Source organism: Actinomycetospora termitidis (genome assembly GCF_030286555.1).
Classification (GTDB): Bacteria; Actinomycetota; Actinomycetes; order Mycobacteriales; family Pseudonocardiaceae; genus Actinomycetospora; species Actinomycetospora termitidis.
In genome coordinates this window covers 218,752-244,999 of sequence record NZ_JASVWF010000005.1, presented here as the reverse complement: position 1 = coordinate 244,999, position 26,248 = coordinate 218,752, and the positions used below count along the sequence as shown (strand labels likewise).

26 protein-coding genes are annotated in these 26,248 nt (G+C 73.2%); 19 read left to right on the top strand and 7 right to left on the bottom strand.

The annotated features are described in order from the left end of the window. Nucleotides 1-3: 3 nt before the first annotated feature. The 4 genes from QRT03_RS21930 (at nt 4) to QRT03_RS21915 (ending at nt 2,893) form a co-directional block, all read left to right on the top strand. A complete protein-coding gene (locus tag QRT03_RS21930; protein ID WP_286055181.1) occupies nt 4-732 on the top strand; it encodes a hypothetical protein in 729 nt (242 codons plus the stop codon). A 55-nt stretch (nt 733-787) separates the two neighbouring features. Next, complete coding sequence (locus QRT03_RS21925; protein ID WP_286055180.1) at nt 788-1,828, top strand: aldo/keto reductase; 1,041 nt, start codon at nt 788-790, stop codon at nt 1,826-1,828. Nucleotides 1,829-1,899: 71 nt separating this feature from the next. After that, entirely contained in the window at nt 1,900-2,148 is a 249-nt protein-coding gene (locus tag QRT03_RS21920) for a hypothetical protein (protein WP_286055179.1), read from the top strand. 4 nt (nt 2,149-2,152) lie between these two features. Beyond that, nucleotides 2,153-2,893, top strand: coding sequence for a ferric reductase-like transmembrane domain-containing protein (locus tag QRT03_RS21915; RefSeq protein ID WP_286055178.1), 741 nt, complete (start codon nt 2,153-2,155; stop codon nt 2,891-2,893). A gap of 133 nt (nt 2,894-3,026) precedes the next feature. Here the strand turns inward: QRT03_RS21915 and treY are convergent, their stop codons facing one another. Together treY and glgX are read right to left on the bottom strand one after the other, a co-directional pair. Then, the gene (gene treY, locus QRT03_RS21910; RefSeq protein WP_286055177.1) at nt 3,027-5,378 is read right to left on the bottom strand and encodes a malto-oligosyltrehalose synthase; all 2,352 of its coding nucleotides are present in this window, start codon (nt 5,376-5,378) and stop codon (nt 3,027-3,029) included. Next, nucleotides 5,375-7,588: a glycogen debranching protein GlgX gene (gene glgX / locus QRT03_RS21905; RefSeq protein ID WP_286055176.1), complete on the bottom strand. Its 2,214-nt coding sequence runs from the start codon at nt 7,586-7,588 to the stop codon at nt 5,375-5,377. The genes treY and glgX overlap by 4 nt, the downstream gene beginning before the upstream one ends. Nucleotides 7,589-7,670: 82 nt before the next feature. Between glgX and QRT03_RS21900 the strand changes: the two genes are divergently transcribed. The 6 genes from QRT03_RS21900 to QRT03_RS21875 all read left to right on the top strand — a co-directional run bounded on the left by QRT03_RS21900 (nt 7,671) and on the right by QRT03_RS21875 (nt 11,657). After that, complete coding sequence (locus QRT03_RS21900) at nt 7,671-8,096, top strand: HIT family protein (RefSeq protein ID WP_286055175.1); 426 nt, start codon at nt 7,671-7,673, stop codon at nt 8,094-8,096. 31 nt (nt 8,097-8,127) lie between these two features. Continuing rightward, complete coding sequence (locus tag QRT03_RS21895; RefSeq protein ID WP_286055174.1) at nt 8,128-8,742, top strand: histidine phosphatase family protein; 615 nt, start codon at nt 8,128-8,130, stop codon at nt 8,740-8,742. Then, nucleotides 8,739-9,377 carry a TMEM175 family protein gene (locus QRT03_RS21890; protein ID WP_286055173.1) on the top strand — a complete coding sequence of 213 codons (639 nt, stop codon included), beginning with the start codon at nt 8,739-8,741 and terminating at the stop codon, nt 9,375-9,377. The genes QRT03_RS21895 and QRT03_RS21890 overlap by 4 nt, the downstream gene beginning before the upstream one ends. 122 nt (nt 9,378-9,499) lie before the next feature. Next, nucleotides 9,500-10,336 (top strand): class I SAM-dependent methyltransferase, encoded by an 837-nt coding sequence (locus tag QRT03_RS21885; protein ID WP_286055172.1) that lies wholly within the window; start codon nt 9,500-9,502, stop codon nt 10,334-10,336. Then, complete coding sequence (locus QRT03_RS21880; RefSeq protein ID WP_286055171.1) at nt 10,333-11,319, top strand: phytanoyl-CoA dioxygenase family protein; 987 nt, start codon at nt 10,333-10,335, stop codon at nt 11,317-11,319. The genes QRT03_RS21885 and QRT03_RS21880 overlap by 4 nt, the downstream gene beginning before the upstream one ends. A gap of 29 nt (nt 11,320-11,348) precedes the next feature. Continuing rightward, nucleotides 11,349-11,657 (top strand): EthD family reductase, encoded by a 309-nt coding sequence (locus QRT03_RS21875; protein ID WP_286055170.1) that lies wholly within the window; start codon nt 11,349-11,351, stop codon nt 11,655-11,657. Nucleotides 11,658-11,678: 21 nt separating this feature from the next. On the opposite strand, the gene QRT03_RS21870 is transcribed toward QRT03_RS21875, so the two are convergent. The 5 genes from QRT03_RS21870 to QRT03_RS21850 form a co-directional block, all read right to left on the bottom strand. Further along, nucleotides 11,679-12,821 carry a tetratricopeptide repeat protein gene (locus tag QRT03_RS21870; RefSeq protein ID WP_286055169.1) on the bottom strand — a complete coding sequence of 381 codons (1,143 nt, stop codon included), beginning with the start codon at nt 12,819-12,821 and terminating at the stop codon, nt 11,679-11,681. Then, a complete protein-coding gene (locus QRT03_RS21865; protein ID WP_286055168.1) occupies nt 12,818-14,062 on the bottom strand; it encodes an AAA family ATPase in 1,245 nt (414 codons plus the stop codon). Before QRT03_RS21865 ends, QRT03_RS21870 begins: the two co-directional genes overlap by 4 nt. A gap of 394 nt (nt 14,063-14,456) precedes the next feature. Next, a complete protein-coding gene (locus QRT03_RS21860; protein WP_286055167.1) occupies nt 14,457-16,019 on the bottom strand; it encodes a Na+/H+ antiporter in 1,563 nt (520 codons plus the stop codon). Further along, nucleotides 16,016-16,648 carry a class I SAM-dependent methyltransferase gene (locus QRT03_RS21855; protein ID WP_286055166.1) on the bottom strand — a complete coding sequence of 211 codons (633 nt, stop codon included), beginning with the start codon at nt 16,646-16,648 and terminating at the stop codon, nt 16,016-16,018. The genes QRT03_RS21860 and QRT03_RS21855 overlap by 4 nt, the downstream gene beginning before the upstream one ends. Before the next feature lie 20 nt (nt 16,649-16,668). Further along, entirely contained in the window at nt 16,669-17,205 is a 537-nt protein-coding gene (locus QRT03_RS21850; RefSeq protein WP_286055165.1) for a GNAT family N-acetyltransferase, read from the bottom strand. Between the two features lie 93 nt (nt 17,206-17,298). On the opposite strand from QRT03_RS21850, the gene QRT03_RS21845 reads away from it, so the two are divergent. From QRT03_RS21845 to QRT03_RS21805, 9 genes are all read left to right on the top strand, one after another. Further along, entirely contained in the window at nt 17,299-17,859 is a 561-nt protein-coding gene (locus tag QRT03_RS21845; RefSeq protein ID WP_286055164.1) for a Uma2 family endonuclease, read from the top strand. A gap of 280 nt (nt 17,860-18,139) precedes the next feature. Next, nucleotides 18,140-19,132 carry a cation diffusion facilitator family transporter gene (locus QRT03_RS21840; RefSeq protein ID WP_286055163.1) on the top strand — a complete coding sequence of 331 codons (993 nt, stop codon included), beginning with the start codon at nt 18,140-18,142 and terminating at the stop codon, nt 19,130-19,132. A 69-nt stretch (nt 19,133-19,201) separates the two neighbouring features. After that, nucleotides 19,202-20,848, top strand: coding sequence for a purine-cytosine permease family protein (locus QRT03_RS21835; RefSeq protein WP_286055162.1), 1,647 nt, complete (start codon nt 19,202-19,204; stop codon nt 20,846-20,848). A gap of 32 nt (nt 20,849-20,880) precedes the next feature. Beyond that, complete coding sequence (locus QRT03_RS21830) at nt 20,881-21,183, top strand: urease subunit gamma (protein WP_286055161.1); 303 nt, start codon at nt 20,881-20,883, stop codon at nt 21,181-21,183. Continuing rightward, on the top strand, nt 21,180-23,249 hold the full coding sequence (locus QRT03_RS21825; protein WP_286055160.1) for an urease subunit alpha: 2,070 nt from the start codon (nt 21,180-21,182) through the stop codon (nt 23,247-23,249). Before QRT03_RS21830 ends, QRT03_RS21825 begins: the two co-directional genes overlap by 4 nt. Nucleotides 23,250-23,263: 14 nt before the next feature. Continuing rightward, nucleotides 23,264-23,758 carry a methylated-DNA--[protein]-cysteine S-methyltransferase gene (locus QRT03_RS21820; protein WP_286055159.1) on the top strand — a complete coding sequence of 165 codons (495 nt, stop codon included), beginning with the start codon at nt 23,264-23,266 and terminating at the stop codon, nt 23,756-23,758. A gap of 259 nt (nt 23,759-24,017) precedes the next feature. After that, a complete protein-coding gene (locus QRT03_RS21815; RefSeq protein ID WP_286055158.1) occupies nt 24,018-24,842 on the top strand; it encodes an urease accessory protein UreF in 825 nt (274 codons plus the stop codon). A gap of 16 nt (nt 24,843-24,858) precedes the next feature. After that, complete coding sequence (gene ureG, locus QRT03_RS21810; protein ID WP_286055409.1) at nt 24,859-25,491, top strand: urease accessory protein UreG; 633 nt, start codon at nt 24,859-24,861, stop codon at nt 25,489-25,491. Then, entirely contained in the window at nt 25,488-26,231 is a 744-nt protein-coding gene (locus QRT03_RS21805) for an urease accessory protein UreD (protein WP_286055157.1), read from the top strand. Before ureG ends, QRT03_RS21805 begins: the two co-directional genes overlap by 4 nt. Nucleotides 26,232-26,248: the final 17 nt, after the last annotated feature.

Genomic DNA, 26,248 nt, shown 5'->3' with positions numbered 1-26,248 from the left:
GCCATGACCGACCGGCACCCCGCCATCACCACCGCCACCGCCGACCGATTCCCCCAGGAGCCCGCCATGACCACGTTCCGCACCACCACGAGCCACGTCCCCGCCCCCGCCCGCACCGACGTGGCCCCGCCCGCGCCGGTCCCGCCGGACCCCCTATCGGCGTGCTCAGCTGCTTTGTCGGGAACGCTCCGTCTGCTCGGAGCGGGCCTGGCCGCGGGCGCGGGCGCCTACGGCGTCGCGTTCATGACCTCGGGTGCCGAGTCCGAGCAGGGCAGCTTCGCCATCTCGCTGACCGGCCTGTTCTTCCAGCTCGGCGTCTTCTGCCTGCTCGCCGCGATGTGGCGGACCCGGGCGACCGGGACGTCGCGCCTCGCCCGCACCATGCTGGTCGTCGAGTCCGTGGTCCTCGCGGTCGCGACGGTGCAGTCGGTGTTCACGCTGCCGGCGGACGGCGGCGAGTGGGGCACGGTCGCGACGGTCCTCGACCCGTTCTGGCCGCTGTCGATGCTCGGCATGGCGATCATCGGCGTGAAGGTCGCGGTCGCCGGCCGCTGGCGTGGTGCCCTGCGGGCCTGGCCGGTCGTGGCCGAGACGTGGATCTTCGTCGCGCTGCCGTCGCTCATGGTGTTCGGACGGGAGATCGGCTCCGTCGTCGCCGGGACGCACTTCCTCGTCGGCTACGCCGTGCTCGGGCTGCTGCTCGCGGTGCGCCCGGAGCTGACCCGGCGCTGAGTCACATCGACCGGATGCCCGTTCGGGGGACACCCCGGGCGGGCATCCGGCGGGCATGGAGTACAGGCAACTGGGCCGGTCGGGACTGAACGTCTCGACGATGACGATGGGCACGATGACCTTCGGCGGGCAGGGGATGTTCTCCCAGCTCGGCACCACCGACGTCGAGGGCGCCACCCGCCAGATCGACCTGTGCGTCGAGCGCGGCGTCAACCTCGTCGACACCGCCGACATGTACTCGGCCGGGCAGTCCGAGGAGATCGTCGGGCAGGCGACGAAGAACCACCGCGACGACCTGCTGATCGCCACCAAGATGCGGTTCCCGATGGGCGACGGCCCGAACGACGGCGGGGCCTCCCGCCAGCGGATCGTGCGGTCGTGCGAGGACAGCCTGCGCCGCCTCGGCGTCGAGCACATCGACCTCTACCAGATGCACGGCTGGGACGGGCTGACGCCGCTCGAGGAGACGCTCGAGGCCCTCGACACCCTCGTGCGCAAGGGCAAGATCCGCTACATCGGCTGCTCGAACTACTCGGCGTGGCACATCATGAAGGCGCTCGGTGTGTCGGAGCGGGGCGAGTACCAGCGCTTCGTGTCCCAGCAGATCCACTACACGCTGCAGGCCCGGGAGGCGGAGAACGAGCTGGTCCCGGTCTCGATCGACCAGGGGCTCGGCATCCTCGTGTGGAGCCCGATCGCGGGCGGCCTGCTCTCCGGCAAGTTCCGGCGTGGCCAGGACGACCCGGAGACCTCGCGCCACCTCGGCGAGTGGTCCGAGCCGCCGGTCGCGGACCGCGAGCGGCTCTACGACATCATCGAGGTCGCCGCGGAGATCGGGGACGCGCACGGTGTCTCGGTCGCCCAGGTCGCGAACGCGTGGCTGCTGCACAAGCCCGGGGTGACCTCCCTGGTGATCGGCGCCCGCACCGAGGAGCAGCTGGCGGACAACCTCGCGGCGGCGGACCTCGCGCTGTCCGACGACGAGATGCGGCGCCTGGACGAGGTCTCGGCGATGCCGCTGCTCTACCCGTACTGGCACCAGCGGAACACCATCACCGACCGGCTCTCCCCGGCGGACGCGACGCTGCTCGGGTGACGGCATCCGGGGGCCGCGATCCGCGGCCCTCGGGTGATCTCACGCCGACCTCATGCGGCATCCTGGAGCGCGTGGCGGCGACGGGAGCGGTGCGCGCGGGCACGGGCTCGCGCAAGAAGTCGCAGCACGAGACGAACAAGCGTCTGATCGTCGAGACCACGGCGTGGATCACCGCGATCGCGGCCGCGCTCACGGTCGGGCTCCAGGCCGCGATCTCCGCCACCGCGTCGGCGCCCGACGTGCCCCGGGTGACGCCCCTGGAGTACCAGTACACCCGGCCCCAGGAGGGGCCCCTCGTCTACACGCCGTTCACGCGGTGACGCGGTGCTCCAGCTCTGGTTCGTCTCCCGGGCCCTCGGGGCCGTCGGCCTGCTGCTGCTGAGCCTCGTCGTCGTGCTGGGGATCCTGCACAACACCTCGGTGGTGAAGAACGCGGAGCTGGGGCTGCCCCGCTTCGTGCTGGTGGCGCTGCACCGCAACCTGTCGCTGATCACCGTGGTGTTCGTCGTCCTGCACGTGCTCACGGTGCTGGTCACCGACTACGTGCACCTGCGGGTGGTCGACGTGTTCGTGCCCGGGGTCGCGCTGTACAACCCGATCGGCGCGGCGTTCGGGACGATCGCGTTCGACCTGATCCTCGCCATCGTGGTGACCTCGCTGCTGCGCTCGCGCATCCCGCGGCGCGTGTGGTTCTGGGTGCACTGGTCGTCGTACCTGTGCTGGCCGGTGGTCGTGGCGCACGCGGTGCTGAACCTGTCGTTCCGCGGGACGACGTGGTGGACGCTGGTCGTGCCGTTCCTCGCGACGGTCGCGATCGTGGGCGCGCTGCTCTACCGGCGTCGGGACAAGCGGCGCGTGGCCGTGCCGGTCGCGGAGCGCGGGAAGGTGCCCGAGGAGGCCATCCGCGCCGTGACCGGGGAGGTGCCGATCGCCCGGCCCGCGCCGCCCGACGAGGAGGACGCGGTCACCGAAACGATCGCATCGTCGCCGGTCGACGCCGAGACGGAGGTCATGCCCCGCACGCCGTCCCGGCGGGTCGTCCCGCTCGCGCCGAAGCGCCGCTGAGGCAGACCCACCTCGGCGCGACCGTGTCCGGCGGACGGGGTTGTGCGTCGGCGTCCCGGGGGTCGGCGCGAGTGCGACGTGGCGCAGGTTCCGGGCGCGCGGATCCTGCGTGGTGTCGCACTCGCGACGACGCTCAGGCCGGGCGCACCAGCAGCGCCACGGGGTAGCGGGCCAGCAGGGTCGACAGCGCCGGCGCGGACCCATCGACGGGCGAGCCGGTCACCATGTCGGTCCAGTCGGTCGCCCCGCCGGGCAGGGGGAGGACCGTGTCGGCCCAGCCGCCGGCGGCCTCCAGGCCGACCGGGAGCCGCGTCGCCACGACGACGAGCCGCTCCCGCCCGGCCGGACCGCCCCGCGCGAACGCCACGGCGTGCTCGGCCGCCGGGCCGGACGCGGGCAGCTCGGCGTACCCGTCGAACAGCTCCGGGCGGAACCGGCGCAGGCGCAGGGCCGCCGCGGTGACCAGGAGCTTCGACGCACCGTCCGGGTCGTCGGCCGGGGGCAGCCACCCGCCGTCGATCCGCGCGAGGAGCTCGCGTCGCCGGGCGAAGTCGACGGGGCGCCGGTTGTCCGGGTCGACCAGCGAGTACTCGAAGAGATCGGTGCCCTGGTAGACGTCCGGCACGCCCGGCCCGGCGATCTGCAGCAGCTTCTGGCCCAGCGCGTTCGACCGGCCGTGCCCGTCGATCGCCCGCACGAACGCCTCGATCTCGGCGACCGTCCCGGGGTTCCCGAGCACCTCGGCCGGCCACGCGGCGACCTTCTCGTCGACCTCGGCATCCGCGTCGACGTGCGCGGTGACGAGCTTCGCCTCCTTGGACGCCTTCGTCAGGTACCCGCCGAGGCGCTCCTCGGTGAGCGGCCACGCGCCGATCACCGACTGCCACGCCAGCAGCTCCAGCGAGGGGGAGGGCAACGGGTGCCGCGCGGAGAGGGTCCGCAGGAACGCGCCCCACTCGGCGGTGAGCTCGGATAGCACCGCGAGCCGCGCGCGGACGTCCTCGGAGCGCTTGGTGTCGTGGGTCGACAGCGTCGTCATCGCGACGGGTGTCGCCGCGTCGCGATGGCTCGCGGCGGCGTGGAACTCCGCGGGGGAGACCCCGAACCGGTCGGGGGCTCCGCCGACCTCGTTCAGGGCGACGAACCGGTTCCACCGGTAGAAGGTCGTGTCCTCCACGCCCTTCGCGGTGACCATGCCGCTGGTCTGCTCGACGCGCAGGGTCAGCGGGCCGTCCGGGTCGGCGAGCATCGCGGCGCGGATCCGGCGCACCACGTCCGCCAGCTCCGGGCGCGCGGTGGCGGCCGTGTCCACCGCCAGCTCGAGGTCGGCCCGCCCCTCGGGCAGGTAGGAGCGGTACACCGGGTAGGCCGCGAGCAGCTCGGCCACGGCGTCCTGCACCGTCGCGTCGTCGTCGCCGTCCTCGGAGGGCACGAGCCGGGCGATCCGCTTGACCTCGGCCAGCAGGATCTCGTCGGTGACCAGCCGCTTCGCGGTGTGCTCGGCGACCGAGAGCCGCTGCCGCTCGCCGGTGTGCTCGGCCGCGACCTGCTCGACCAGCGACTCGCCGCGCGGGTCGACGAACAGCCCGCACACCTCGCGGAGCGCGTCGTACCCCGTCGTCCCGTCGGCCGGCCACGACGCGGGCAGGACCTCGGTGACCCCGCCGGTGCGCAGCGAGGTGATCTTCTCGACGAGCAGCCACGCGTCGTCGCCCAGCCGGTCCCGCAGCCGGCGGAGGTACGCGCCCGGGGCGGTGAGCCCGTCGGGGTGGTCGATCCGCAGTCCGGCCACGACGTCGGGATCCGCGGCGACCCAGCGCAGCACCTCGGCGTGGGTCGCGTCGAACACCTCCGGGTCGTCCACGCGCACCGCGGCGAGGTCGGAGACGTCGAAGAAGCGCCGGTAGGTCAGCTCGGCGTTGCCCCGGCGCCAGTGCACGAGCCGGTAGTGCTGGCGCTCGTGCACCTCCTGCGCCGAGCCCTCGCCCGTCCCGGGGGCCACCGGGTACCGGTGCTCGAAGTAGCGCAGCTCGTCCCCGTCGTCGGAGAGCTCGAGCTTCTCGACGTCCTCCGGCGAGCCGAGGACCGGGATCAGGATCGGCACGCTCAGGTCCACGTCGTACCAGGAGGCGTACGGCGACTCCGGGCCCAACTGCAGCAGCGACCACCACGACGGGTTGGCCTCCGGGACCGCGACGCCCATGTGGTTCGGCACCAGGTCGATCAGCGCGCACAGGCCGGCCTCGCGCAGCGCGCCGATCAGCGCCACCCGGGCCTGCTCGCCGCCGAGCTCCTCGTTGACCCTCGTCGGGTCGACGACGTCGTAGCCGTGCATCGAGCCCGGCGACGGCTGGAGCAGCGGCGAGCAGTAGAGCGCCCCGGCGCCAAGGTCGGAGAGATAACCGACGAGGTCGGTCGCCGCGGCGAAGTCCTGCTGCGGGGAGAGCTGGAGCCGGTACGTGGATGACGGGATGCGGCTGCTCACGAGCCCTCGTCCGTCCGCTGCAGCAGCAGCATCGACCGCGCGACGAGGGTCACGGAGTCGCCACCGCCGACGGTCTCGAGGTCGTCGGGCAGCGCGTCCACGGTGGTCACGGCCGTCGACCGCGCGGTCCCGACGACGACGGTGCCGTCGACGGTGTCGAGCACCGTCGCCCACCGGTCGGGCAGCCCCTCGCCGGGCAGGGTCACCTCGACGTCCTCGTGGTGGGCGTTGAAGATCAGCAGGAAGGAGTCGTCGACGACGCGCTGCCCCCGCGGGTCGGCCTCGGCGATGCCCTGGCCGTTGAGGAAGACGGTGAGGACCGCGGCGCTGCCGCCCTCCCAGTCCTCGTCGCCCATCTCCTCGCCGGAGGCGGTGAACCACGCGATGTCGCGCTGCGGTTCGTCGGAGGACCCGGGCAGGGCCGGGCGGATCTCCCGGCCGTTGAAGAAGCGGCGGCGCCGGAACACCGGGTGCGCCGCGCGCAGGGCGGAGATCCCGCAGGTGTAGGTCATCAGCTCGGAGTCGGACTTCTCCGGCGACCACTCCATCCAGGAGATCGGGGAGTCCTGGCAGTAGCCGTTGTTGTTGCCGTCCTGCGTGCGCCCCTGTTCGTCGCCGTGCAGCAGCATCGGCACGCCCTGGGACAGGAACATCGTCGCGAGGAGGTTCCGCCGCTGGCGCTGGCGCAGTTCGAGGACCGCCGCGTCGTCGGTCGGGCCCTCGACGCCGCAGTTCCACGAGTTGTTGTCGTCCGCGCCGTCGCGGCCGCCCTCGCCGTTGGCCTCGTTGTGCTTCTCGTTGTAGGAGACCAGGTCGTTGAGGGTGAAGCCGTCGTGCGCCGTCACGAAGTTGATCGACGCGTACGGCCGGCGCCCGTCGTCCTGGTAGAGGTCCGAGGAGCCGGTGAGCCGGGACCCGAACTCGCCCAGCGTGCCGGGCGTCCCGCGCCAGAAGTCGCGCACGGTGTCGCGGTACTTGCCGTTCCACTCGGTCCACGCCGGCGGGAAGTTGCCCACCTGGTAGCCGCCGGGTCCGACGTCCCACGGCTCGGCGATCAGCTTGACCTGCGAGATCACCGGGTCCTGCTGGACGAGGTCGAAGAACGTCGACAGCCGGTCGACGTCGTAGAACTCCCGCGCGAGGGTGGACGCGAGGTCGAACCGGAAGCCGTCGACGTGCATCTCGGTGACCCAGTAGCGCAGCGAGTCCATGATGAGCTGCAGCGTGTGCGGGTGCCGGACGTTGAGCGAGTTCCCGGTGCCGGTGTAGTCCATGTAGTACTGCGGCTGGTCGTCGACCAGGCGGTAGTAGGCCTGGTTGTCGATCCCGCGCATGGACAGCGTCGGGCCCTGGTGGTTGCCCTCGGCGGTGTGGTTGTAGACCACGTCGAGGATCACCTCGATGCCGGCCGCGTGCAGGTCACGCACCATCGCCTTGAACTCCTGCACCTGCGACCCGGGCGCGGTCGTCCCGGTGGGGCCGGCGCTCGCGTAGCCGAAGTGCGGGGCGAAGAAGGCGATCGTGTTGTAGCCCCAGTAGTTGCGCAGGCCGCGCTGGACGAGCGCGTCGTCGTGCACGAACTGGTGGACCGGCATGAGCTCGATCGCGGTGATCCCGAGCCGCTGGAGGTGCGAGATCGTGGCCGGGTGCGCGACCGCGGAGTACGTGCCGCGCATCTCCTCGGGGATGTCCGGGTGCTGGTAGGTCAGCCCCTTGACGTGCGCCTCGTAGATCACCGTCTCGTGGTACGGCGTGCGGGGCGGCCGGTCGTCGTGCCAGTCGAAGAACGGGTTCACGACGACGGCCTTGGGCACGTGGTGCGCCGAGTCGTCGTGGTTGACCTCGTCCGGGTCCTCGAAGTGATAGCCGAACAGCGACTCGTCCCACCCGTAGGTGGTGCCCAGGCTGCCGTCGATCGACTTCGCGTACGGGTCGATCAGCAGCTTGTGCGGGTTGCAGCGGTGCCCGGCCTCCGGGTCGGACGGGCCGTCGACGCGGTAGCCGTAGCGCTGCCCGGGGACGACGCCGGGGAGGTAGCCGTGCCAGACGAAGCCGTCGCGCTCCGGGAGCGGGATGGCCGTCTCGGCGCCCTCGGCGTCGAAGAGGCACAGCGTCACCGCGGTGCCGACCTCGCTGAACAGCGCGAAGTTGGTCCCCGCCCCGTCGTAGGTCGCACCCAGCGGGTAGGACGTGCCCGGCCAGGGCTGCATCGATTCTCCTCAACACTCCGAACGGCTGCCCCGTCACGCTACCGGGGAGCCCCGACACCGACCGGTCGTTAGGCTCCGGCGCGTGGCGACCGTCTTCACCAAGATCATCAACGGCGAGATCCCCGGACGCTTCGTCTGGTCCGACGACCAGGTGGTCGGCTTCCTCTCCATCAATCCCCTGGGTCCGGGCCACACCCTCGTGGTCCCCCGCGAGGAGATTGACCAGTGGATCGACGCCCCAACCGGCCTGTTCGAGCACGCCATGGCCACGGCACGCACCATCGGCACCGTCATCCGGGACGTCTTCGAGCCGCCGCGCGTCGCGCTCATGATCGCCGGGTTCGAGGTGCCCCACCTGCACGTCCACGTGCACCCGGCCTGGGGCCTGGAGGCCTTCGACTTCACGCAGGCCGCCACCGACCCCGACCCCGCCGCGATGGACGACCAGGCCGAGCGGATCCGCGCGGGCCTGCGCGACGCCGGCCACGGCGAGCACGTCCCCTCCTGACCGGGCGATCGCAGCGACGGGAGGCAGACCGATGCAGCTCATCCTGGCCCGCCACGCCGAGCCCGTGGCCGCCGACACCGGCCCCGACGGCACCCCCGCCGACCCGGAGCTCTCCTCCCGCGGCCGGGTGCAGGCGAGTGCCCTCGGCTGGTGGGCGGCGAACCACACGCACGAGAAGATCACCGAGATCGTCGTCTCGGGGATGCGCCGGGCGCAGGAGACCGCCGCCCCGGCGGCGGACGCCCTGGGCCTGACGCCGGTGATCGACGAGGATCTGGCCGAGTTCGACGTCGGCCGCTCCTCCTACACCCCGGTCCACGAGCGCCTCGGCTCGGACGACCCGGACTGGCAGCGCATCAGCGAGGGCTTCTTCCCGGAGTTCGTCGACGTCGGGGCGTTCACCGCCCGGGTCCGCGGCGCGTTCGACCGGATCGTCGAGCGGCACGCCGACGCCGGGCGGGAGTCGGTGCTGGTCGTCTGCCACGCCGGGACGATCAACCTGTTCCTCGCGCTCGAGCTGGCGCTGGGCCGCCCGCTGACCTTCCCCCTCGACCACGCGGGCCTGAGCCGGGTCCTCGTCTCCCGCAGCGGGCGACGGCGGGTCCGGTCGGTCAACGAGACCGGGCACGTCGCGGACGTGCTGTGAGCACGGCCGGGGAAGCGGACGAGCCGGACCCCGACGCGCTGCCCGGTGCGGAGCGGATGGTCGCCTTCGTCGACGCCTCGGTCGCGATCGCGCTGACCCTGCTCGTCCTCCCGCTCACCGAGCTCGTCCCGTCCGACGACCGCCCGGCCGTCCCCGCGGCCGAGGTCGTCGCGGACAACCTCCCGGTGTTCGCGAGCTTCCTGTTGAGCTTCGTGGTGATCGGACGCCTGTGGCTGGTCCACCACCGGCTCTACGGGTACGGGGGCCGGCTGACCCCGGTGCTGGTCCTGCTCAACCTGGCGTGGGTGCTGTCGATCGTGGTGCTGCCGTTCACCACGGAGATGGTCGCGACCTACGGCTCGCAGCCGTTCGTCCTGCGCGTCTACGTCGGCATCCTCGTGCTGGGCAGCGGCCTGCTGACGGTGATGGCGGTGCTCATGCGCCGGACGGGGCTCGCCGACGGCAGCCGGCGCCGCCCGCCCGAGGCCTTCGTCACCGGCTCGGTGGGCGCGTCGATCGACATGCTGCTCGCGTTCGTGCTGGTGCTGGTGGTCCCCGCGATCGGCTACTTCGCGCTGTTCGCGCTGTTCCTCGATCCGATCACCACGAGGATCGTCGCCCGCCTCCGGCGCTGACCGCGTCGCGACGACGGGTCGGGTCGGCTCGCGTTGCCGCGCCGGCCGCCCCGTGGTTGCGTGCCATGGAGTTGCCGTCCTCCACACCCGGGGCACGGCGCCGATCACGGAGGCACCGCCCCATGCCCCAACCGGGGAGCACCGAGGAACGCAGTCTCGCCCACTGGGCCGAGCAGGGGCGGGCGGGCATGGAGGCCTTCTACGCCCTCGCCGCCGAGGACTACCGGCAGATGGTCGCCGCCCGCGACTGGGCCGCCGACCTGCGGGCACACGCCCGGGACGGCCGGGTCCGCGTCCTCGACGTCGCCTGCGGCAGCGGGAAGTTCCCCGCCGAGCTACAGCGGCAGGGTCTCGCGGCCCGCGTCGGCGACGTCCGGGTGGAGATCGACCTGCTCGACCCGTCCGCGTTCTCGCTCGCCGAGGCGCGGTCGGTGCTCGAGGCGCCGTTCACGGTGCGCGCCGAGCACGAGGTCCGCATCCAGGACCTGCCCGCGGACGTCGGCGACGTCGACGTCGCCTGGGCCACGCACGCCCTCTACGCCGTCCCGCCGCAGGAGATCGGCGTCGGCATCGCGAGGATGGTGGCCGCACAGCGCCCGGGCGGGTTCGGCGCGATCGTCCACGCCCGGTCGGACTCGCACTACCTGCGCTTCGCCGAGGCGTACCGGGCGACCTTCTCCCCGGACGCGGTCCCCTTCACGACGGCGGAGCAGGTCCGCCACGCCCTCACCGGCGCCGGCGTCGTCCCGGAGGTCACCACCATCCGCTACGACGTCGGGCACCCGGACCGGTCGGTGATCGAGGGCTTCCTCCAGCGCTGCGTCTTCGACGACTCGGTGCCCCTCGCGCGAATGGAGATCGAGGGCGCCGTCGCCGAGTACCTCACGCCGCAGCTCGGGACGGACGGTTACCGCTTCACGCAGCTCGTCGACGTGATCACCTGGGAGGTCCCCGCATGAACCCGTACCTCAGCGACGCCACCGCGGCCGGGGCCTCCGACGACGTCGCGCCCGCCTGGGACGGCGACAACGAGCAGTGGTGGGACTGGTACATGTCCCTGGCCGAGGGCGGCCCGGAGACGACCCTGGTCGACGTCCCGGAGCCCGAGCCCGGCCCGTTGCCCGACGAGGACGCCGTGCTCGCCGAGCTCGCCGCGCCGTACGACCTGCCCCTCGGTGCGGTCGGGGCCTTCGCGGCCGACGGCTTCGTCGTCCTGCCGCGCGTGGTGACCCCGGGCGCCGCCGAGGTGCTGCGCCGCCGGCTCGTCGACCTGCTGGCCACCACCACCGGCTCGTCGCTGCGGGCCCGCGAGATGATGTGGCTCGAGGACCCGCTGGTCCGCGCGGCGGTGCTCTCCCCGCGGATCGCCGGCATCTGCGCCGCGCTCCTCGGGCACGACACGCTGCGGCTCTACCACGACAGCGCGCTGTGCAAGGAGCCCGGCGCGGGCCGCACCCCGTGGCACCACGACGCCCACCACTTCCCGCTCGACTCGCACGACGTGATCTCCACGTGGATGCCCCTGCAGGCGGTGCCGGCCGCGATGGGCCCCCTGTCGTTCGCCCGCGGGATGGACACGTGGCGCCTGCTCGCCGACCTGCCCTTCGACAAGGTGGGGACGTCCTACGACCTGCGCGTGTCCGAGGCGCTGCGCGACGCCGGGGTCGTCGTGCACGACGAGCCCTTCGCCCTCGGCGACGTCAGCTTCCACTCGACGCTGTGCTTCCACACCGCCGGCGCGAACCGCACCACCCGACCCCGGATGGTGCTGGGTGCGACCTACTACGCCGACGGTGCCCGGGTGATCGACCACCCGACGATGGTCAGCGGCGACTGGCGGCTCTTCGTGCCGGACACCGAACCGGGCCAGGCCGCCGCGAGTGCGCGGAACCCGATCGTCACGCGACCCCTTCCCGACGGCGGGTCGGGCCTGGTTCGCTGAGGCGACCGTCACAACCGGGAGGTTCGTCGATGTACCGCCTGACCGCCAGCTACCACCACCCCGCCGACCGGGACGCCTTCGTCACCCACTACCGCGACGTGCACGCGAAGCTCGCCGCGAAGCTGCCCGACGTGCGCTCCTTCTCGTGGGGGGTGTGCGAGACGCCGGACGGGTCGCAGCCGCCGCACGCGCTGGTCGCGGTGCTCGACTGGGACTCGAAGGAGGCCGCGCAGGCGTCCCTCGGCTCGGAGGAGGGGCAGGCGGCGGTCGCCGACCTGGACAACTTCGCGCAGGCCGGCGTCGACATGGAGTTCCAGGAGCTGACCAGCGAGGTGTGACGCCCCATGCGGCCCCGCAGCTCAGCTCCGGGGCCGCCAGAGGTCGGCCCGCTCGGTGCGCCGCTCCCGTCCGTAGCGTGCGGTGCGCGCGCGCCTGACGACGCCGGCGACGATGCGCACGACCACCCCGAGCAGCAGCAACGGTGGCACGTGCACGCCGTTCGGCACCGGCAGGGCCACCATGACCACCGCGATCACGCCCGAGATCGCGGAGGAGACCACGAGCGGCGCCAGCACCGGGTCCCGACGCCAGGCCCGAGCCGCGGCGGGACGGACCGTCGGCGGCACCAGGTGTTGGACCCGCGCCACGACCAGCCCGAGGACCGCGAGGACGGCCACCACGGCGACCACGTGGCCGAGCACCCCGGCGCCGGGCGCGCCTCCCGCGGCCGCCGTCGCCGCGCGCGGGGCCAGCGCCACCCCCGTGACCGCGGCGGCCAGCAGGACCAGGGTCACGACGAGGCCCGCGCGGCGGACCAGGCCCAGCATCGCCAGGGGCAGGTTGAACGCGGCGGGCTCGAGGGTCGGGTCGACGGCGAGCGCGTCGGCGAAGGAGCGCAGGGCGCTCGCCGACCGGCCGAGGGTGAGGTCGACGACGCCGAGCGCGTTGAGGTTGGCCGGGTCGTCCGGCTTGAGGCGGACCGCCTCGCGCAGGTGGGGGAGCGCCGCCCGGGCGCCCCACCGGCCGTGGGTGGAGGCGAGGACCTGGCCCAGGGCGTAGTGGGCGTGGTCGTTCTCCGGCGCCAGCGAGACGGCGTACTCGCCGTGCGCGCGAGCGCGGTGGTAGTCCGCGCGGCCCTCCCCGCCGAGCATCTGGGCGAGCAGGACGTGGGCCTGGAGCTGCTGCGGGTCGTGGCGCAGCAGTTCCTCGGCGACCGGCACCGCCTCGGTGAACCGGCGGGCGTGGTAGAGCGTGTTCATCCGGGTGTGCAGGTACGCGGTGGGGGCGACCCCGAGCGCGGCGGCCCGGTCCAGGGCCTCCAGGGACTCGTCGTGGTGCCCCTCCCGCTGCTCGAGCAGGGCGAGGACGTGGAAGGCGGCGCCGTCGTCGGGATCCTCGGCGAGCGCCCGGGCGATCTCCGCGCGGGCCCGGACGTACTGCCGGGCGTCGACCAGCATCCCCGCCCGACGCCGGGCTCCGCCCTCGCTGCCCTCCGGAGTCACAGCAGCTTGCGGCGTTTCATGTAGGCGGCGAGGTCGTCGTAGGTGCCGTCGGTGTTCGCGTACAGCGCGACCTGGCGGGCGGTGGTGAACCACGGGCCGGTCGAGGGACGGAGCTCGGCGGCCGCCGCGAGGAGGTCGTCCTGGGTGATCATGCGGGCGGTGCCGGTCGACACGGAGTCGAGCAGGGCGTGCTCCGTGGCGGCCTCGCAGAGGTGGGCGAGGTCGGCGCCGGAGAAGCCCTCGGTCCGCGCGACGAGCGGCTTGAGCTTCACGTTCTCCACCGGCCGGTCCCGCAGGTGGTACTCCAGGATCGCGCGCCGGGCGTCGTCGTCCGGGGGCACCACCAGCACCGTCCGGTCGAACCGGCCGGGGCGGCGCAGGGCCGGGTCGACGTCCCACGGCATGTTGCTGGCGGCCAGCATGAACACACCCTCGTTGTCCGCCGACACCCCGTCGAGCTCGGCGAGCATCTGCGTGATCACCTGCCGAAGGACGCCGCCCGTGACCGCCGAGCGCTTCTGCGCGATGCCGTCGAGCTCGTCGAAGAACAGCACGCACGGAGCGGCGGAACGGGCCGCGAGGAACACGTCGTGCATGTTGCGCTCGGAATTGCCCGCCCACGGGTCGAGCACGTCGTGGATGCCGACCGCGAGGAAGCCCGCGCCCAGCTCTCCGGCGAGCGCCCGGGCGAAGAACGTCTTCCCGCAGCCCGGCGGCCCGTAGAGGAGCAGCCCCCCGCGCAGGCTCTTGCCGTACAGCTCGCGGAGCTTCTCGTTGCGCAGCGGCGCGAGGAACGCCGCCTCGAGGCGCTTCTTGACGGCGTCCATCCCGCCGACGTCGGCCAGGCGTAGGTCCGGGCGCTCCACCGCGAACCGTCCGCCGCCCGCCGGGGGACCGACCGGGATCGGCTCCGCGGCGTCGTCGGGGGCGAACCGGGGGCTGACGACGTCGCTGACCTCGGCCTCGGCCGCGGCCCAGTCGAAGCCCGGCTTCTGCGGGGCGGGTTCGGGGGCTGACGACGTTTCGGGGGCCGGTGCCGTCCCGAGCGCGCGGGCCATGAGGGTGGCCGCCCCAGGGTGGCCCGGCTCCCGGCCGAGAACGGCGGCCACGTGCGTGACGGCCTCCTGCTGCTCCCCGGCGTCGATCAACAGCCCGGCCAGGTGCAGCCGCAGGGTCGTGTCCTCCGGCGCGGCCGCGACGGCGGCGCGCAGGCTGTCGAGCAGGGGGTCGGCGCCGCTCACGCGAGGCACCCTAGCGAGTCGTCGACCGACCGCGGGCGTCGATCGGTGGAGCGGACCCGAACCGCCGGGTGTTGCGGGGCGCACACGGCTGGCCGAGTCGCGGTGGGTCCGGTGGCGCGTTGCGGGACGCATACGGCTGGCCGAGTCGCGGTGGGTCCGGTGGCGCGTTGCGGGACGCATACGGCCGGCCGAGTTGCGGCGGATTCGGCGGCGATCCCGTCGGGCGTCGATCTCGCGGGAAGCCCGACGTGTGCGCGACGCAACGCCGGTGCGCCGCAGGGCGAACCCGTCCAGCCGTGTGCGGGACGCAACGGGCAGACACCGGCGGGCGACTCCCGTGGCCCGTGTGCGCGACGCAACGCCTGCGCGCCGTCGCCCAGCCGCGCCCCGCGGATCACCGGTCGAGCATCGCCTCCTCGTAGTCCAGTTCCCGCAGCAGCTCGCGCATCGCGGACTCCTCGAGCCGGCCCATGTCACGGAACCGGACGAACGTGCGCCGCTCGGCGTCCAGCATCGCCCGCCGCAGCCGCACGAAGGCGACCGACGGGGACTCGCCGATCTCCTCCGCCGGCCGTCCGAGCCGTTCCCACGCCCCGTTGGACCGTTGCTCGGCCCAGGAGCGGAGCTGGTCGGTGACGTGCGAGGGGGTGCGGTCCTCGTCGCCGGCGGTGAGCTCCTCGAGCCGGGCCAGTGCGGTCTCGGCGGCGGCCTGCTTGGCGGCGGCCTCCTGCAGCGTGTCCTTCTGGGCGCCGGTGTCGTAGACGTTCAGGCGTCGGATCACCCAGGGCAGCGAGAGCCCCTGGATCAGCAGCGTCCCGACGGTCACGACGAACGCCAGGAACACCACGATGTCGCGCCCCGGCATGGCGGGGTCGATGACGAAGGCGGCCGCGAGCGTGACCACCCCGCGCATCCCCGCCCACGAGAGCACCGTCGGCACCCGCCACGGCATCGCGGGACCCCGCGCCCGGACCTTCGGCAGGACCCGCGGCAGGTAGATCGTCGGGAACATCCAGACGAAGCGCGCGAGGATCGTCGCCGCGAGCACCGCCACCGACGACGCCACGACCAGCTCGAACGGCAGGCGCAGGTCTGCCACGACCACCGCCAGCTGCAGCCCGATCAGTGCGAAGACCAGGGCCTCGAGCAGGCGGTCGAGGGCCTTCCACACCGCCTGGTCCTGGATGCGGGTCGCGAACCCGCCCTCGGTGGACTTGTGCCCGAGGTAGAGGCCCGCGACGACGACGGCGAGCACTCCGGACGCGTGCAGGTCCTCGGCGAGCAGGTAGATCGCGAACGGCACGACGAGGCCGACCGCGCTCTCCAGCGAGGAGTCGCCCAGCCGCAGCCGCACCCGGTGGATCACCCAGCCGGCGACCGCGCCGATCGCGATCCCGCCGACCGCCGCGATGAGGAACTCGAGCAGGCCCTCCCAGATCGAGGCTCCCGCGCCGAGCGCGACCGCCAGGAGCACCCGGAACAGCGTCAGCGCCGTGGCGTCGTTCAGCAGGCTCTCGCCCTCGAGGACGGTCATCATCCGTCGGTTCAGACCGAGCCGGCGGCCGATGGACGCGGCCGCGACCGCGTCGGGCGGCGCGACCACGGCCCCGAGCACGAGGGCGCTCGCCAGCGGCAGCCCGGGGACGACCCACCACGCGACGAGCCCGACGACCGCCGTCGTGAAGATGACGAGGCCGAAGGCGAGCTGGCCGATGCGGTTCAGGTTCTCCCGGATGCGCAGCGCGGACGACTCGAGCGCCGCGGAGTAGAGCAGCGGCGGGAGGACGAGGAACAGCACGAGGTCGGGGTCCAGTGGCACGTTCGGGATGCCGGGGACGAACGAGAGCCCGAGCCCCACCACCACGAGCAGCAGCGGGGAGGACACCCGGAACCGGTCGGCGAGGGCGGTGACCCCGAGCGAGACGACCAGGACGATCAGCAGGGCGAGGCCGTTCACGGCGTGGTGCTCCCTCGGCGGTGGACGCTCACCGCGTAGCCGCCCCCGGTGTACGGCTCGCGGCCGTCCCAGTCGGCGGTGCGGACGAGCAGCTGCAGGCCGGCGCCGACGGCGGCCGTGTCGTAGGCGTGCAGGTCAGGGAACGGCACGCCGTCGGGCAGGGTGAACGGCACGTGCTCGCTGTCGAGCCCGAACCCGAGCACCAGGAGACCGCCCGGACGCAGGTGCGCGGCGAGCCGGGCGATCACGCGGGCGTGGGTGCCCGGGGTGAGCAGCGGCCACAGGTTGCCGGCGCCGACGACGAGGTCGAAGCGCCGGTGCAGGTCGAGGGTCGCGAGGTCGCGGAGGAGCCACGGGAGCGACGGGGCCGCGGCGCGGGCCTCGTCGAGCATGGAGGCGTCCAGGTCGACCCCGACGACCCGGTGGCCGAGCTCCGCGAGGTGGGTCGCGACCCGCCCGGTGCCGCACCCGGCATCGAGGACGTCGCCCGGTTCGGCGTCGAGCAGGCCGTGGACGCGGCGGGCCTCGCCGTGCAGGTCGGCGCCCTCCGCGGCCATCGTCGCGAAGCGCTGCGCGTACCCGGGGCCGGCGGTGCCTCCGGTGACGACGAGCCAGGGGTTGTCGGACACCGGCGCATGTTAGTGCGCCGTCACGGTCGGTCGAGCCGGTAGACGCGGTGGTCGGGCGGGTCGATCGGGTTGTCGGGGGCGGCCCGGGCGTGGGCGACGAAGCGGAAGCCGGCCTTCTCCAGGGCCCGCCACGACGCCGGGTTGCCCGCGATCACGGGCACGAGGAGCACACCGCAGTCGGCGTGGGCGGCGAACGTGTCGACGGCGAGGTCCCGGATCAGGGCGGTGCCCAGACCCTGCCCGACGTCGGCCGGGTCTCCGATCAGGTAGTCGATCGTCATCGCGTCCCGAGGGACGTCGAGGTACGGCGCGAACTCCTCGACCTCCTCCGGGTAGGCGTGCCAGAAGGACCGCTGACACAGCCCGATCGGCCGCCCGTAGGCGCTCGCGATGAGGTCCTCGGCCGGTTCCTCGCCGCGCAGCGTGGGTCCGAAGTCCCGCTCGATCGCGTCCGGGGTGAACTCGTGCGCCCACCACCGCTCGACGTGCGGCTCGGCGAGCCAGCGCCCGATCAAGGCGAAGTCGTCCGCCGTCACCGGGCGGAACGTCACCTCCACACTGGTGGACGCTAGCCCTTCGGAGACGTCGGGTCGGGACCGATTTCGTGGGCCCGGAACCGTGGGACGATGCGGTGCGTCGGAGGAGGTGAGATGACCATGACCGCTGCCGGCTCCGCCTGGCCCCCACGCCCGCCCGATCACCTGATCGACCTCGCGGAATGGGAGGCGCTGCCCGAGGACGACTCCGCGCGGTACGAGCTCGTGGAGGGGGTGATGGTCGTCAGTCCGCGCCCGGCCCTCCGGCACCAGGACCTGGTGTTCGAGTTCTGCGCGCAGCTGCGTGCGCAGCTCGGCGACGCGCTCACCGCCCTGCCCGAGGTCGAGCTGGTGGTGGATGACGGCGGCGGCCGGGGACCGGCGACGGTCCGGGTGCCGGACCTCGTCGTCGTGCCGAGGGCCGTCGTCCCGGATCGTGCTCGTGTGCTGCCGGTCGACGTCCTCGCGGTGCTGGAGATCGTTTCGCCGGGCTCGCGGCGGACCGATCGCGTGGCGAAGCTCGCGGAGTACGCCGAGGTCGGGATCGCGCACTACGTGATCGTGGACCCCGACGGTGCGATGGCGGAGTTCGTCCTCGAAGGTGTCTCGTACCGGCTCGTCGCGGAGCACCGCGGACCTGCGGCCCTGGCCTTCGGCCCGACGATCACGCGGTAGCCGGGGCCTGACCGCCCCCGAGAGCGACGTGACGCAGGTTCGGGGCGCTCGGAACCTGCCAGCTGCCGCCGTCGGTGACGCGTCCGGCTCCACGAACCATGCGGCAGAACCGCTTCCACTGGAATCGGTCTTGCCGCACGTCCGGAGCTCGGGCGTCGCCGAGCGTCACGCTCGATCACGGGGAGTCGTGGAGCCGCTTCGTCCGGGCGAGCACAGCAGGCGTCCGACGTCACCTCCCGGTCGTCTCGACATGCGCATGCGTGCATGTATCGTCCGGGTCATGGGGCACGATCACGGGCACGGCCATGGCCACGGGCACGCCCACGGCGCGGCCGCGGACGGCCGCCGGCTGACGATCGCCCTGGTCATCACGGCGCTGGTGCTCGTGTCCGGCGCGGTCGGGGCGTGGATCACCGGGTCGCTGTCGCTGCTCGCGGACCTCGGGCACCAGGTCACCGACGTGGCCGCGCTGGTCACCGCGGTCGTCGCCGCCCGCCTCGCGCAGCGCCCGCCGAGTGCCCGGCGCACCTTCGGGCTCGGCCGCAGCGAGGTGCTCGGGGCGGCGGTCAACGCCCTCGCGCTGCTCGCCGTCACGGTGTGGGTCGCGGTGGAGGCGGTGGAGCGCCTGCTCGCCGACACCCCGCCCGAGGTGCCCGGGCTCGCGCTGCTCGTCTTCGGTGCGGTGGGCCTGGTCGGGAACCTGGTCTCCCTCGCGGTGCTCTCCGGTGGCACGGGGTCGCTCAACGTGCGGGGCGCGGCCCTGCACGTGCTCGGCGACGCGCTCGGGTCGGTGGCCGTCATGGTCGCGGCGGGGGTCGTGCTGCTGACCGGCTGGCCGTACGCGGACGTCGTCGCGTCGCTGGTGATCGTCGCCATCCTCGTGCCGCGCACCGTCACGCTGCTCTCGACCACCGCCCACGTGCTGCTCGAGGGCACCCCGCCCGGCACCGACGTCGAGGAGATCCGCGCTGCCCTGCTCGCGGTGCCCGGCGTCCAGGAGGTGCACGACCTGCACGTGTGGGTCATCTCCGACCGGGTCCCCGCAGCCTCGGCGCATCTCGTGGTGGACGAGGACGCCACCCCGCACTGCGAGGGGCGCGCCGACGGCGCGAGCGTCCTCGACCGGGCCGGCGAGGCGCTGCGGGAGCGGTTCGGCATCGACCACTCGACGCTGCAGATCGAGACCGCGGAGCACGCCGACCACGAGGAGCACTGCGCCCCGCCACCCGTCCGGGGGGCAATTAACACCCCGGTGACACCGCGGCAAAGCTGAGCACATCGCACTCACCCAGGCTTCACGGCGCCGCCCCGGACGGGGGTGGCGACGGAAGGGGTGGTGCGGGTGTCGCAGGACGTGCAGGCGACGACGGGAACGGCGACGGCCCCCGTCACGAAGGCGAACGAGACCCTCGAGGACTACACGCTGCGGTTCGCGCCGCGCAGCTACCGGAAGTGGTCCACGGGGGTCGTCGCGACGTCCGCGCTCGGCGGCATCGCCTACCTCGCCGACTTCGCGATCGGCGCGAACATCGGCATCTCCTACGGCACGGTGAACGCGCTGTGGGGCATTCTCGTGTTCGCCGTCGTGATCTTCCTGTCCGGCTTCCCGCTCGCCTACTACGCGGCCCGCTACAACCTCGACCTCGACCTCATCACCCGCGGCAGTGGCTTCGGCTACTACGGCTCCGTGGTCACCAACGTCATCTTCGCGACGTTCACGTTCATCTTCTTCGCGCTCGAGGGCTCGATCATGGCCCAGGGGCTCGAGCTCGGCCTCGGGATCCCGTTGTGGATCGGCTACGCGGCCTCGACGATCGTCATCTTCCCGCTCGTGGTCTACGGGATGAGCCTGCTCTCGAAACTGCAGCTCTGGACGACGCCGCTGTGGCTGGTCCTGATGGTGCTGCCGTTCGTGTACCTGATGATCAGCCACCCGGAATCGGTGTCGACGTTCTTCGCCTACCAGGGTGAGGAGGGCCAGGGCAGCCCGAGCCTGGGATCGGTGATGCTCGCGGCGGGCGTCTGCCTCTCCCTGATCGCGCAGATCGCCGAGCAGATCGACTACCTGCGGTTCATGCCGCCGAAGACCCCGGAGAACGCCCGGCGCTGGTGGACCGCGACGGTCCTCGCCGGGCCGGGCTGGGTGATCTTCGGGGCGGCCAAGCAGGTCGTCGGGCTGTTCCTCGCGGTGTACCTGCTCGCGAACGTGGCCGGGGCGTCGTCGTTCGCGAACGAGCCGGTCCGCCAGTTCCTCGAGATCTACACGAACATCATGCCGGCGTGGCTCGCGCTCACCCTGGCCGTGATCCTCGTCGTCATCAGCCAGATCAAGATCAACGTGACGAACGCGTACTCCGGCTCGCTCGCCTGGACGAACTCCTACACGCGGATCACGAAGCACTACCCGGGCCGGCTGGTGTTCCTCGGCGTGAACCTGGTGATCGCGCTGATCCTCATGGAAGCGAACATGTTCGACTTCCTGAACACGATCCTCGGCTTCTACGCGAACTGCGGCATGGCCTGGGTGGTCGTGGTCGCCTCGGACATCGCGATCAACAAGTACCTGCTCGGCATCTCGCCGAAGCAGCCGGAGTTCCGCCGCGGGATGCTGTACGACGTCAACCCGGTCGGTTTCGGGTCGATGCTGATCGCCGCCGGCGTCTCGATCCTCGCGTTCTTCGGCGTCCTCGGCGACACGCTCGCCTCGTACTCGCCGCTGGTCGCGATCGTGCTCGCCCTCGTCCTGCCGCCGGTCCTGGCGCTGGCGACCCGCGGGAAGTACTACCTGCGCCGCACCGACGACGGCATCGAGGCGCCGATGCACGACGAGCACGGCAACCCGTCGGGGGAGACGCTGCACTGCCAGGTGTGCGACCAGGACTTCGAGCGGCCGGACATGACGGCGTCGGGCACCGGCGAGGGGTACGTCTGCTCGCTCTGCCTGTCGACCGACCGCAGCGGGACCCACGTCCTGCCCGCCTCCCCGTAGCCTGCCCGCACGTCCACCGAGAGGAGCCGGGGTTGCTGCTGTCGCCGCACGAACAGGAGAAGCTGCTGCTGCACGTGGCGGCGAACCTCGCGAGGGAGCGGCGGGCCCGCGGGCTGCGGCTGAACCACCCCGAGGCGGTCGCCCTGCTCAGCTCCTGGATCCTCGAGGGCGCCCGGGACGGCCGCAGCGTCGCCGACCTCATGGCGGACGGGCAGCACGTGCTCACCCGTGACGACGTCATGGAGGGCATCCCGGAGATGCTCCCCAGCGTCGCGGTGGAGGCGACGTTCCCGGACGGGACGAAGCTCGTGACCGTGCACGAGCCGATCCAGTGAGCGCTACGGACAGTGGCCCGGGACAGGTGTTCCCCGGCGACGGCGAGATCGTTGCCGGGGAGGGCGCGCCCGTCGTCACGATCACCGTGACGAACACCGGCGACCGGCCGGTGCAGGTCGGCTCGCACATGCACTTCGCGTCGACGAACCCCGCGCTGACGTTCGACCGCGAGGCCGCCGCGGGGATGCGGCTCGCGATCCAGGCCGGGACGTCCGTGCGCTTCGAACCCGGCGTCGAGAAGGACGTCGACCTGGTCGCCCTGGGCGGCGCCGGGTCGTTCCCCGGCGGCCGTCTCGACGTGCCGGACCCGGCCGGCTCGTCGTCAGGAACGGCGGGGCGTGGCTGGACCGTCGGCCGCGACCGCTACGCCGCGCTCTTCGGCCCGACGACCGGCGACCGCGTGCGCCTCGCCGACACCGACCTGACGATCCGGGTCGAGGAGGACCGGTCCCGCGGCCCGCGCGGTGGGGACGAGGCCGTTTTCGGCGGGGGCAAGGTCATCCGCGAGTCGATGGGGCAGTCGCGCGCGCCCCGCGCGGAGGGCGCCGCCGACCTCGTGATCACCGGCGCGCTCGTGCTCGACCACTGGGGCGTGGTCAAGACCGACGTCGGCGTGCGGGACGGACGCATCGTCGGGCTGGGCAAGGCCGGCAACCCGGACACGATGGACGGGGTCGCGCCGGAGCTCGTCATCGGTCCGTCCACGGAGATCCTCGCCGGGAACGGCCTCATCCTGACGGCGGGTGCGGTCGACTGCCACGTCCACCTCATCAGCCCGCAGCAGATCCCCGAGGCGTTGGGGTCCGGCGTCACGACCTGGATCGGCGGCGGCACCGGGCCGGCCGAGGGGACGAAGGCGACCACGGTGACGCCGGGGTCGTGGTGGCTGGCGCGCATGTTCGAGGCGCTCGACGGCGTGCCGATGAACTTCTCGCTGCTCGGCAAGGGCAACACGGTCGGCCACGAGGCGCTGCACGAGCAGGTTCGGGCGGGGGCGTCGGGCTTCAAGGTGCACGAGGACTGGGGTGCGACCCCGGCGGCGATCGACGCTGCCCTACGGGTGGCCGACGAGACCGGGGTGCAGGTCGCGCTGCACACCGACACCCTCAACGAGGCCGGCTACGTCGACTCGACCCTCGCCGCGATCGCGGGCCGCTCGATCCACGCGTACCACACCGAGGGCGCCGGAGGCGGGCACGCGCCGGACATCATCACCGTCGCCGGGCAGCCGCACGTGCTCCCGTCGTCGACGAACCCGACCCGCCCGCACACCGTGAACACCGTCGACGAGCACCTCGACATGCTCATGGTCTGCCACCACCTCTCGCCGTCGATCCCGGAGGACCTGGCGTTCGCCGAGTCACGCATCCGGGCCTCGACGATCGCGGCCGAGGACCTGCTGCACGACCTGGGCGCGATCTCGATGATCGGCTCGGACTCGCAGGCGATGGGGCGGGTCGGCGAGGTCGTGCTGCGGACCTGGCAGACCGCGCACGCGGCGCGGCGGCGGGTGACGGGGCAGTCGGGGGTGTCGGCGACCGGCGACGACAACGAGCGGGCCCGGCGCTACGTCGCGAAGTACACGATCTGCCCGGCCGTGGCGCACGGGTTGGACGGCGAGGTGGGGTCGGTGGAGGTCGGGAAGCTCGCCGACCTCGTGCTGTGGGACCCGGCGTTCTTCGGGGTGCGGCCGCAGGTGGTGGTCAAGGGCGGCGTGATCGCGTGGGGCCGGATGGGCGACGCGAACGCCTCGATCCCGACCCCGCAGCCCGAGCTCTCCCGGCCGATGTTCGGGGCGTACGGCTCCTCGCCCGCGGCGACGTCGGTGTACTTCGCGACGGAGGCGGCGCTCTCCGACGGACTGGCCGGGGCGGTCGACGTGTCCCGGCGCTTCGTGCCCGTGCGCTCCACCCGGGAGGTGGCCAAGGCGGACATGCCGCAGAACGCCGCGACCCCGGACATCGCCGTCGACCCGGAGACGTTCACCGTGCGGATCGACGGCTCGGTGGTCGACCCGGACCCGGTGCGCGAGCTCCCGATGGCGCAGCGGTACTTCCTGTTCTGAGTAGCCTCGCCGGCATGGCGGTGACGCACTCGGTGATGGAGAGCCCGCTCGGGCCGCTCACGCTGCGGGCGGACGACGGGGTGCTGTCGGGGCTCTACATGACCGAGCACCGACACGGGCCGTCGGTCGAGGCGCTGGGGGAGCGGGTCGACGACGCGGTGCCCGCTGCGCGCGAGGAGCTGGCGGCCTACTTCGACGGGTCGCTGCGGGAGTTCTCGACGGAGGTCGTGCTCCGGGGCACCGAGTTCCAGCGACGGGTGTGGGCGGCGCTGCGGACCATCCCGTACGGCGAGACCTGGACGTACGGCGAGCTCGCGGTGGCGATCGGGCAGCCGACCGCCGTGCGGGCCGTGGGCCTCGCGAACGGGAAGAACCCGGTGAGCATCGTCGTGCCGTGCCACCGGGTGATCGGGACCAACGGCTCGCTCACCGGCTACGGCGGTGGGATGGAGCGCAAGCGGGCGCTGCTCGACCTCGAGGGCACCGGGGTGCCCACGCTGTTCGGGTGACACGGCGCCGCGCCGCTAGGTCGGTGAGTGCCGTGTCTGGCGCACGCAGCAGCTCCGTGGTCGGGCCGATCGATTCAACGCGCTCGTACGAGCTGCAGGTCGACGTGCGCCCCGGGTTCGTGCTGGACGCGGCCACCTTCACAGACCAGCTGCTCTGGCCGGAGATCCGAACTTGTGCGGCGTGTCGTCACCATCCTTGGGCGTGTTGCCACACGACTCGGGATCTCGTGCGTAACACGCCGAGCCTAGGGTGACGCTCGTGGTCGCACCGGAGCTCTGGCTGCTCGCCGACTCGCGGTTGCCGACCGGCGGGCACGCGCACTCCGGCGGTATCGAGGCGGCCGTCCGGCGCGGGCTGGTGACCGGCCCCGACGACGTCGCCGCGTGGCTCGCCGGCCGCGTCCCGACGGCGGGTCTGGTCACGGCGGCCGCTGCGGCGGCGGCGTGCGCGCTGGTCACCGTCCCGGTTGAGCGAAGGGCACCATCGGTCGACCTACTGGGCCATGGGCGCCCATCGCCGGATCCCCGTCCTAGCCCGGCCACCTGGCGAGGGGCGCCCACGGGCGGCTCTACCGAGCGAGGGGGCCCTTCGCTCGAATCGGGGGACGGCGACGTCGACTGGGCACGGTGGGACGCCGCGATCTCCGCTCGGACCCCGGTGGCCGCGCTGCGCGACGTGTCGCGGCAGCAGGGGCGGGCGATGCTGCGGACGGTCCGGGCCGCGTGGCCGCACGCCCCGGTCGACGGTCTCGGCGCCCGCCCGCACCAGGCCCTCGTCCTCGGGGTCGCGACCCGTGCGGCCGGCGGGACGCCCCACGACGCCGCCGCGCTCGCCGTCCACCACCTCACCGGTCAGGTGTGCTCGGCCGCCGTCCGGCTCCTCGGCCTCGATCCGCTCGCCCTCGCCGGGGTCCACGCCCGGGCGCTGGCCGCGCACGGACCCGTCGTCGGGACGGCCGCGGAGGCCGGGACGGCGGCCGCCGCGGCCCGCGATCCCGACCTGCTCCCCACGGCGACGACGCCGTGGCCGGAGGTGCTCGCCGTCCTGCACGCCCGATCCGAGGGAGCCCTCTTTGCTTCATAGACTCGACGAACTCGACCTGTCCGGGGGCGTGCACGACCACCCGAAGCCGGGCCGCGCGGTGCGGATCGGGATCGGCGGGCCGGTCGGCTGCGGCAAGACCGCGCTCGTGGCCGCGCTGTGCCGGGCGCTGCGCGACGAGCTCTCGGTCGCCGTCGTCACGAACGACATCTACACCACCGAGGACGCCGACTTCCTGCGCCGCGAGGCCGTCCTCGACGCCGAGCGGATCGTCGCGGTGCGCACCGGGTGCTGCCCGCACACCGCGATCCGCGACGACGTCACCGCGAACCTGGACGCCGTCGAGGACCTCGTCGAGCGGTTCGACCCCGACCTGGTGCTCGTCGAGTCCGGCGGGGACAACCTCACCGCCACGTTCAGCTACGGTCTGATCGACCGTCAGATCTTCGTGGTCGACACCGCCGGCGGCGACGACGTGCCGCGCAAGGGCGGCCCCGGCGTGGCGGGCGCCGACCTCCTGGTGATCAACAAGGTCGACCTCGGCCCGCTCGTCGGTGCGGACACCGAGCGGATGGCCGCCGACGCGGCGGCGGTCCGCGACGGGAAGCCGACCGCGCTGGTCAGCGTGCGGACCGCGCCGATCCCGGAGGTCGTGGACTGGGTCCGCGCCCAGGTCCGCGTCCCGGCGTGACGACGGCGTCGGTCGCCTCGGCCCGGGTGTCCGTGCGGGACGGGCGCCTCACCTGGGCCTCAACACCGCCGGTGGTGCTGCGCCGGACCGGACCGCGGCAGGTGCACGTGATCGCGGTCGGCGGTGGGCCGCTCGGTGGTGACCAGCTCCGGCTGACCGTCGACGTGGGGCCGGGAGAGCAGCTCACGGTGCACAGCGCGGCGGCGACGGTGGTGCAACCGGGGCGGGAGCCCGGTGCGGTGGCGTCGTTCGCGGTCGAGGCGACCGTCGCGGGGGAGTTCGTGTGGCGCCCCGAGCCGACGGTGGTCTGCGACCGGGCGGTGTGGGCACCGTCGATCTCGCTCCACGTGGCGGGCGGGGCGCGGGCGCAGGTGCTCGAGCAGCTGGTGCTCGGTCGGGCCGGTCAGCGGGGCGGACGGTGCTCGTCGTCGATGAGCGTGGCGGTCGACGGGCGCCCCCTGCTTGCGACGACGACGGTGCTCGACGGCGCCGATCCCGGCCTGAGCGGGATCGGCGGGACGGCGGGTGGCCGGTCGGTGGGCACGGTCCTGGAGGTCGGCGACGCGCCCGGGACCGAGGACGGCGGCGAGGACGGTGACGTCACCTGGGCCCGCACCCCGCTCGACGGGCCGGGCTCGCTGCTGTCGGCGGTCGGGACGGTTCGGGGGGTCGCGCGGGTCCTCGGCGCGAATGCCGAGAGGACCCCGGCGGGGGTGGCGACGGGGTCCGGGGACCGATGAGCGCCCTCTCGACGAGC

Bases quoted from the DNA above. Each gene is read 5' to 3' on its own strand.
- QRT03_RS21880 (WP_286055171.1), top strand. From the start codon at position 10,333: ATGAACCCGTACCTCAGCGACGCCACCGCGGCCGGGGCCTCCGACGAC.
- QRT03_RS21885 (WP_286055172.1), top strand. From the start codon at position 9,500: ATGCCCCAACCGGGGAGCACCGAGGAACGCAGTCTCGCCCACTGGGCC.
- QRT03_RS21845 (WP_286055164.1), top strand. From the start codon at position 17,299: ATGACCATGACCGCTGCCGGCTCCGCCTGGCCCCCACGCCCGCCCGAT.
- QRT03_RS21895 (WP_286055174.1), top strand. From the start codon at position 8,128: ATGCAGCTCATCCTGGCCCGCCACGCCGAGCCCGTGGCCGCCGACACC.
- QRT03_RS21840 (WP_286055163.1), top strand. From the start codon at position 18,140: ATGGGGCACGATCACGGGCACGGCCATGGCCACGGGCACGCCCACGGC.
- QRT03_RS21875 (WP_286055170.1), top strand. From the start codon at position 11,349: ATGTACCGCCTGACCGCCAGCTACCACCACCCCGCCGACCGGGACGCC.
- glgX (WP_286055176.1), bottom strand. From the start codon at position 7,588: ATGCAGCCCTGGCCGGGCACGTCCTACCCGCTGGGTGCGACCTACGAC.
- QRT03_RS21925 (WP_286055180.1), top strand. From the start codon at position 788: ATGGAGTACAGGCAACTGGGCCGGTCGGGACTGAACGTCTCGACGATG.
- QRT03_RS21930 (WP_286055181.1), top strand. From the start codon at position 4: ATGACCGACCGGCACCCCGCCATCACCACCGCCACCGCCGACCGATTC.
- QRT03_RS21820 (WP_286055159.1), top strand. From the start codon at position 23,264: ATGGCGGTGACGCACTCGGTGATGGAGAGCCCGCTCGGGCCGCTCACG.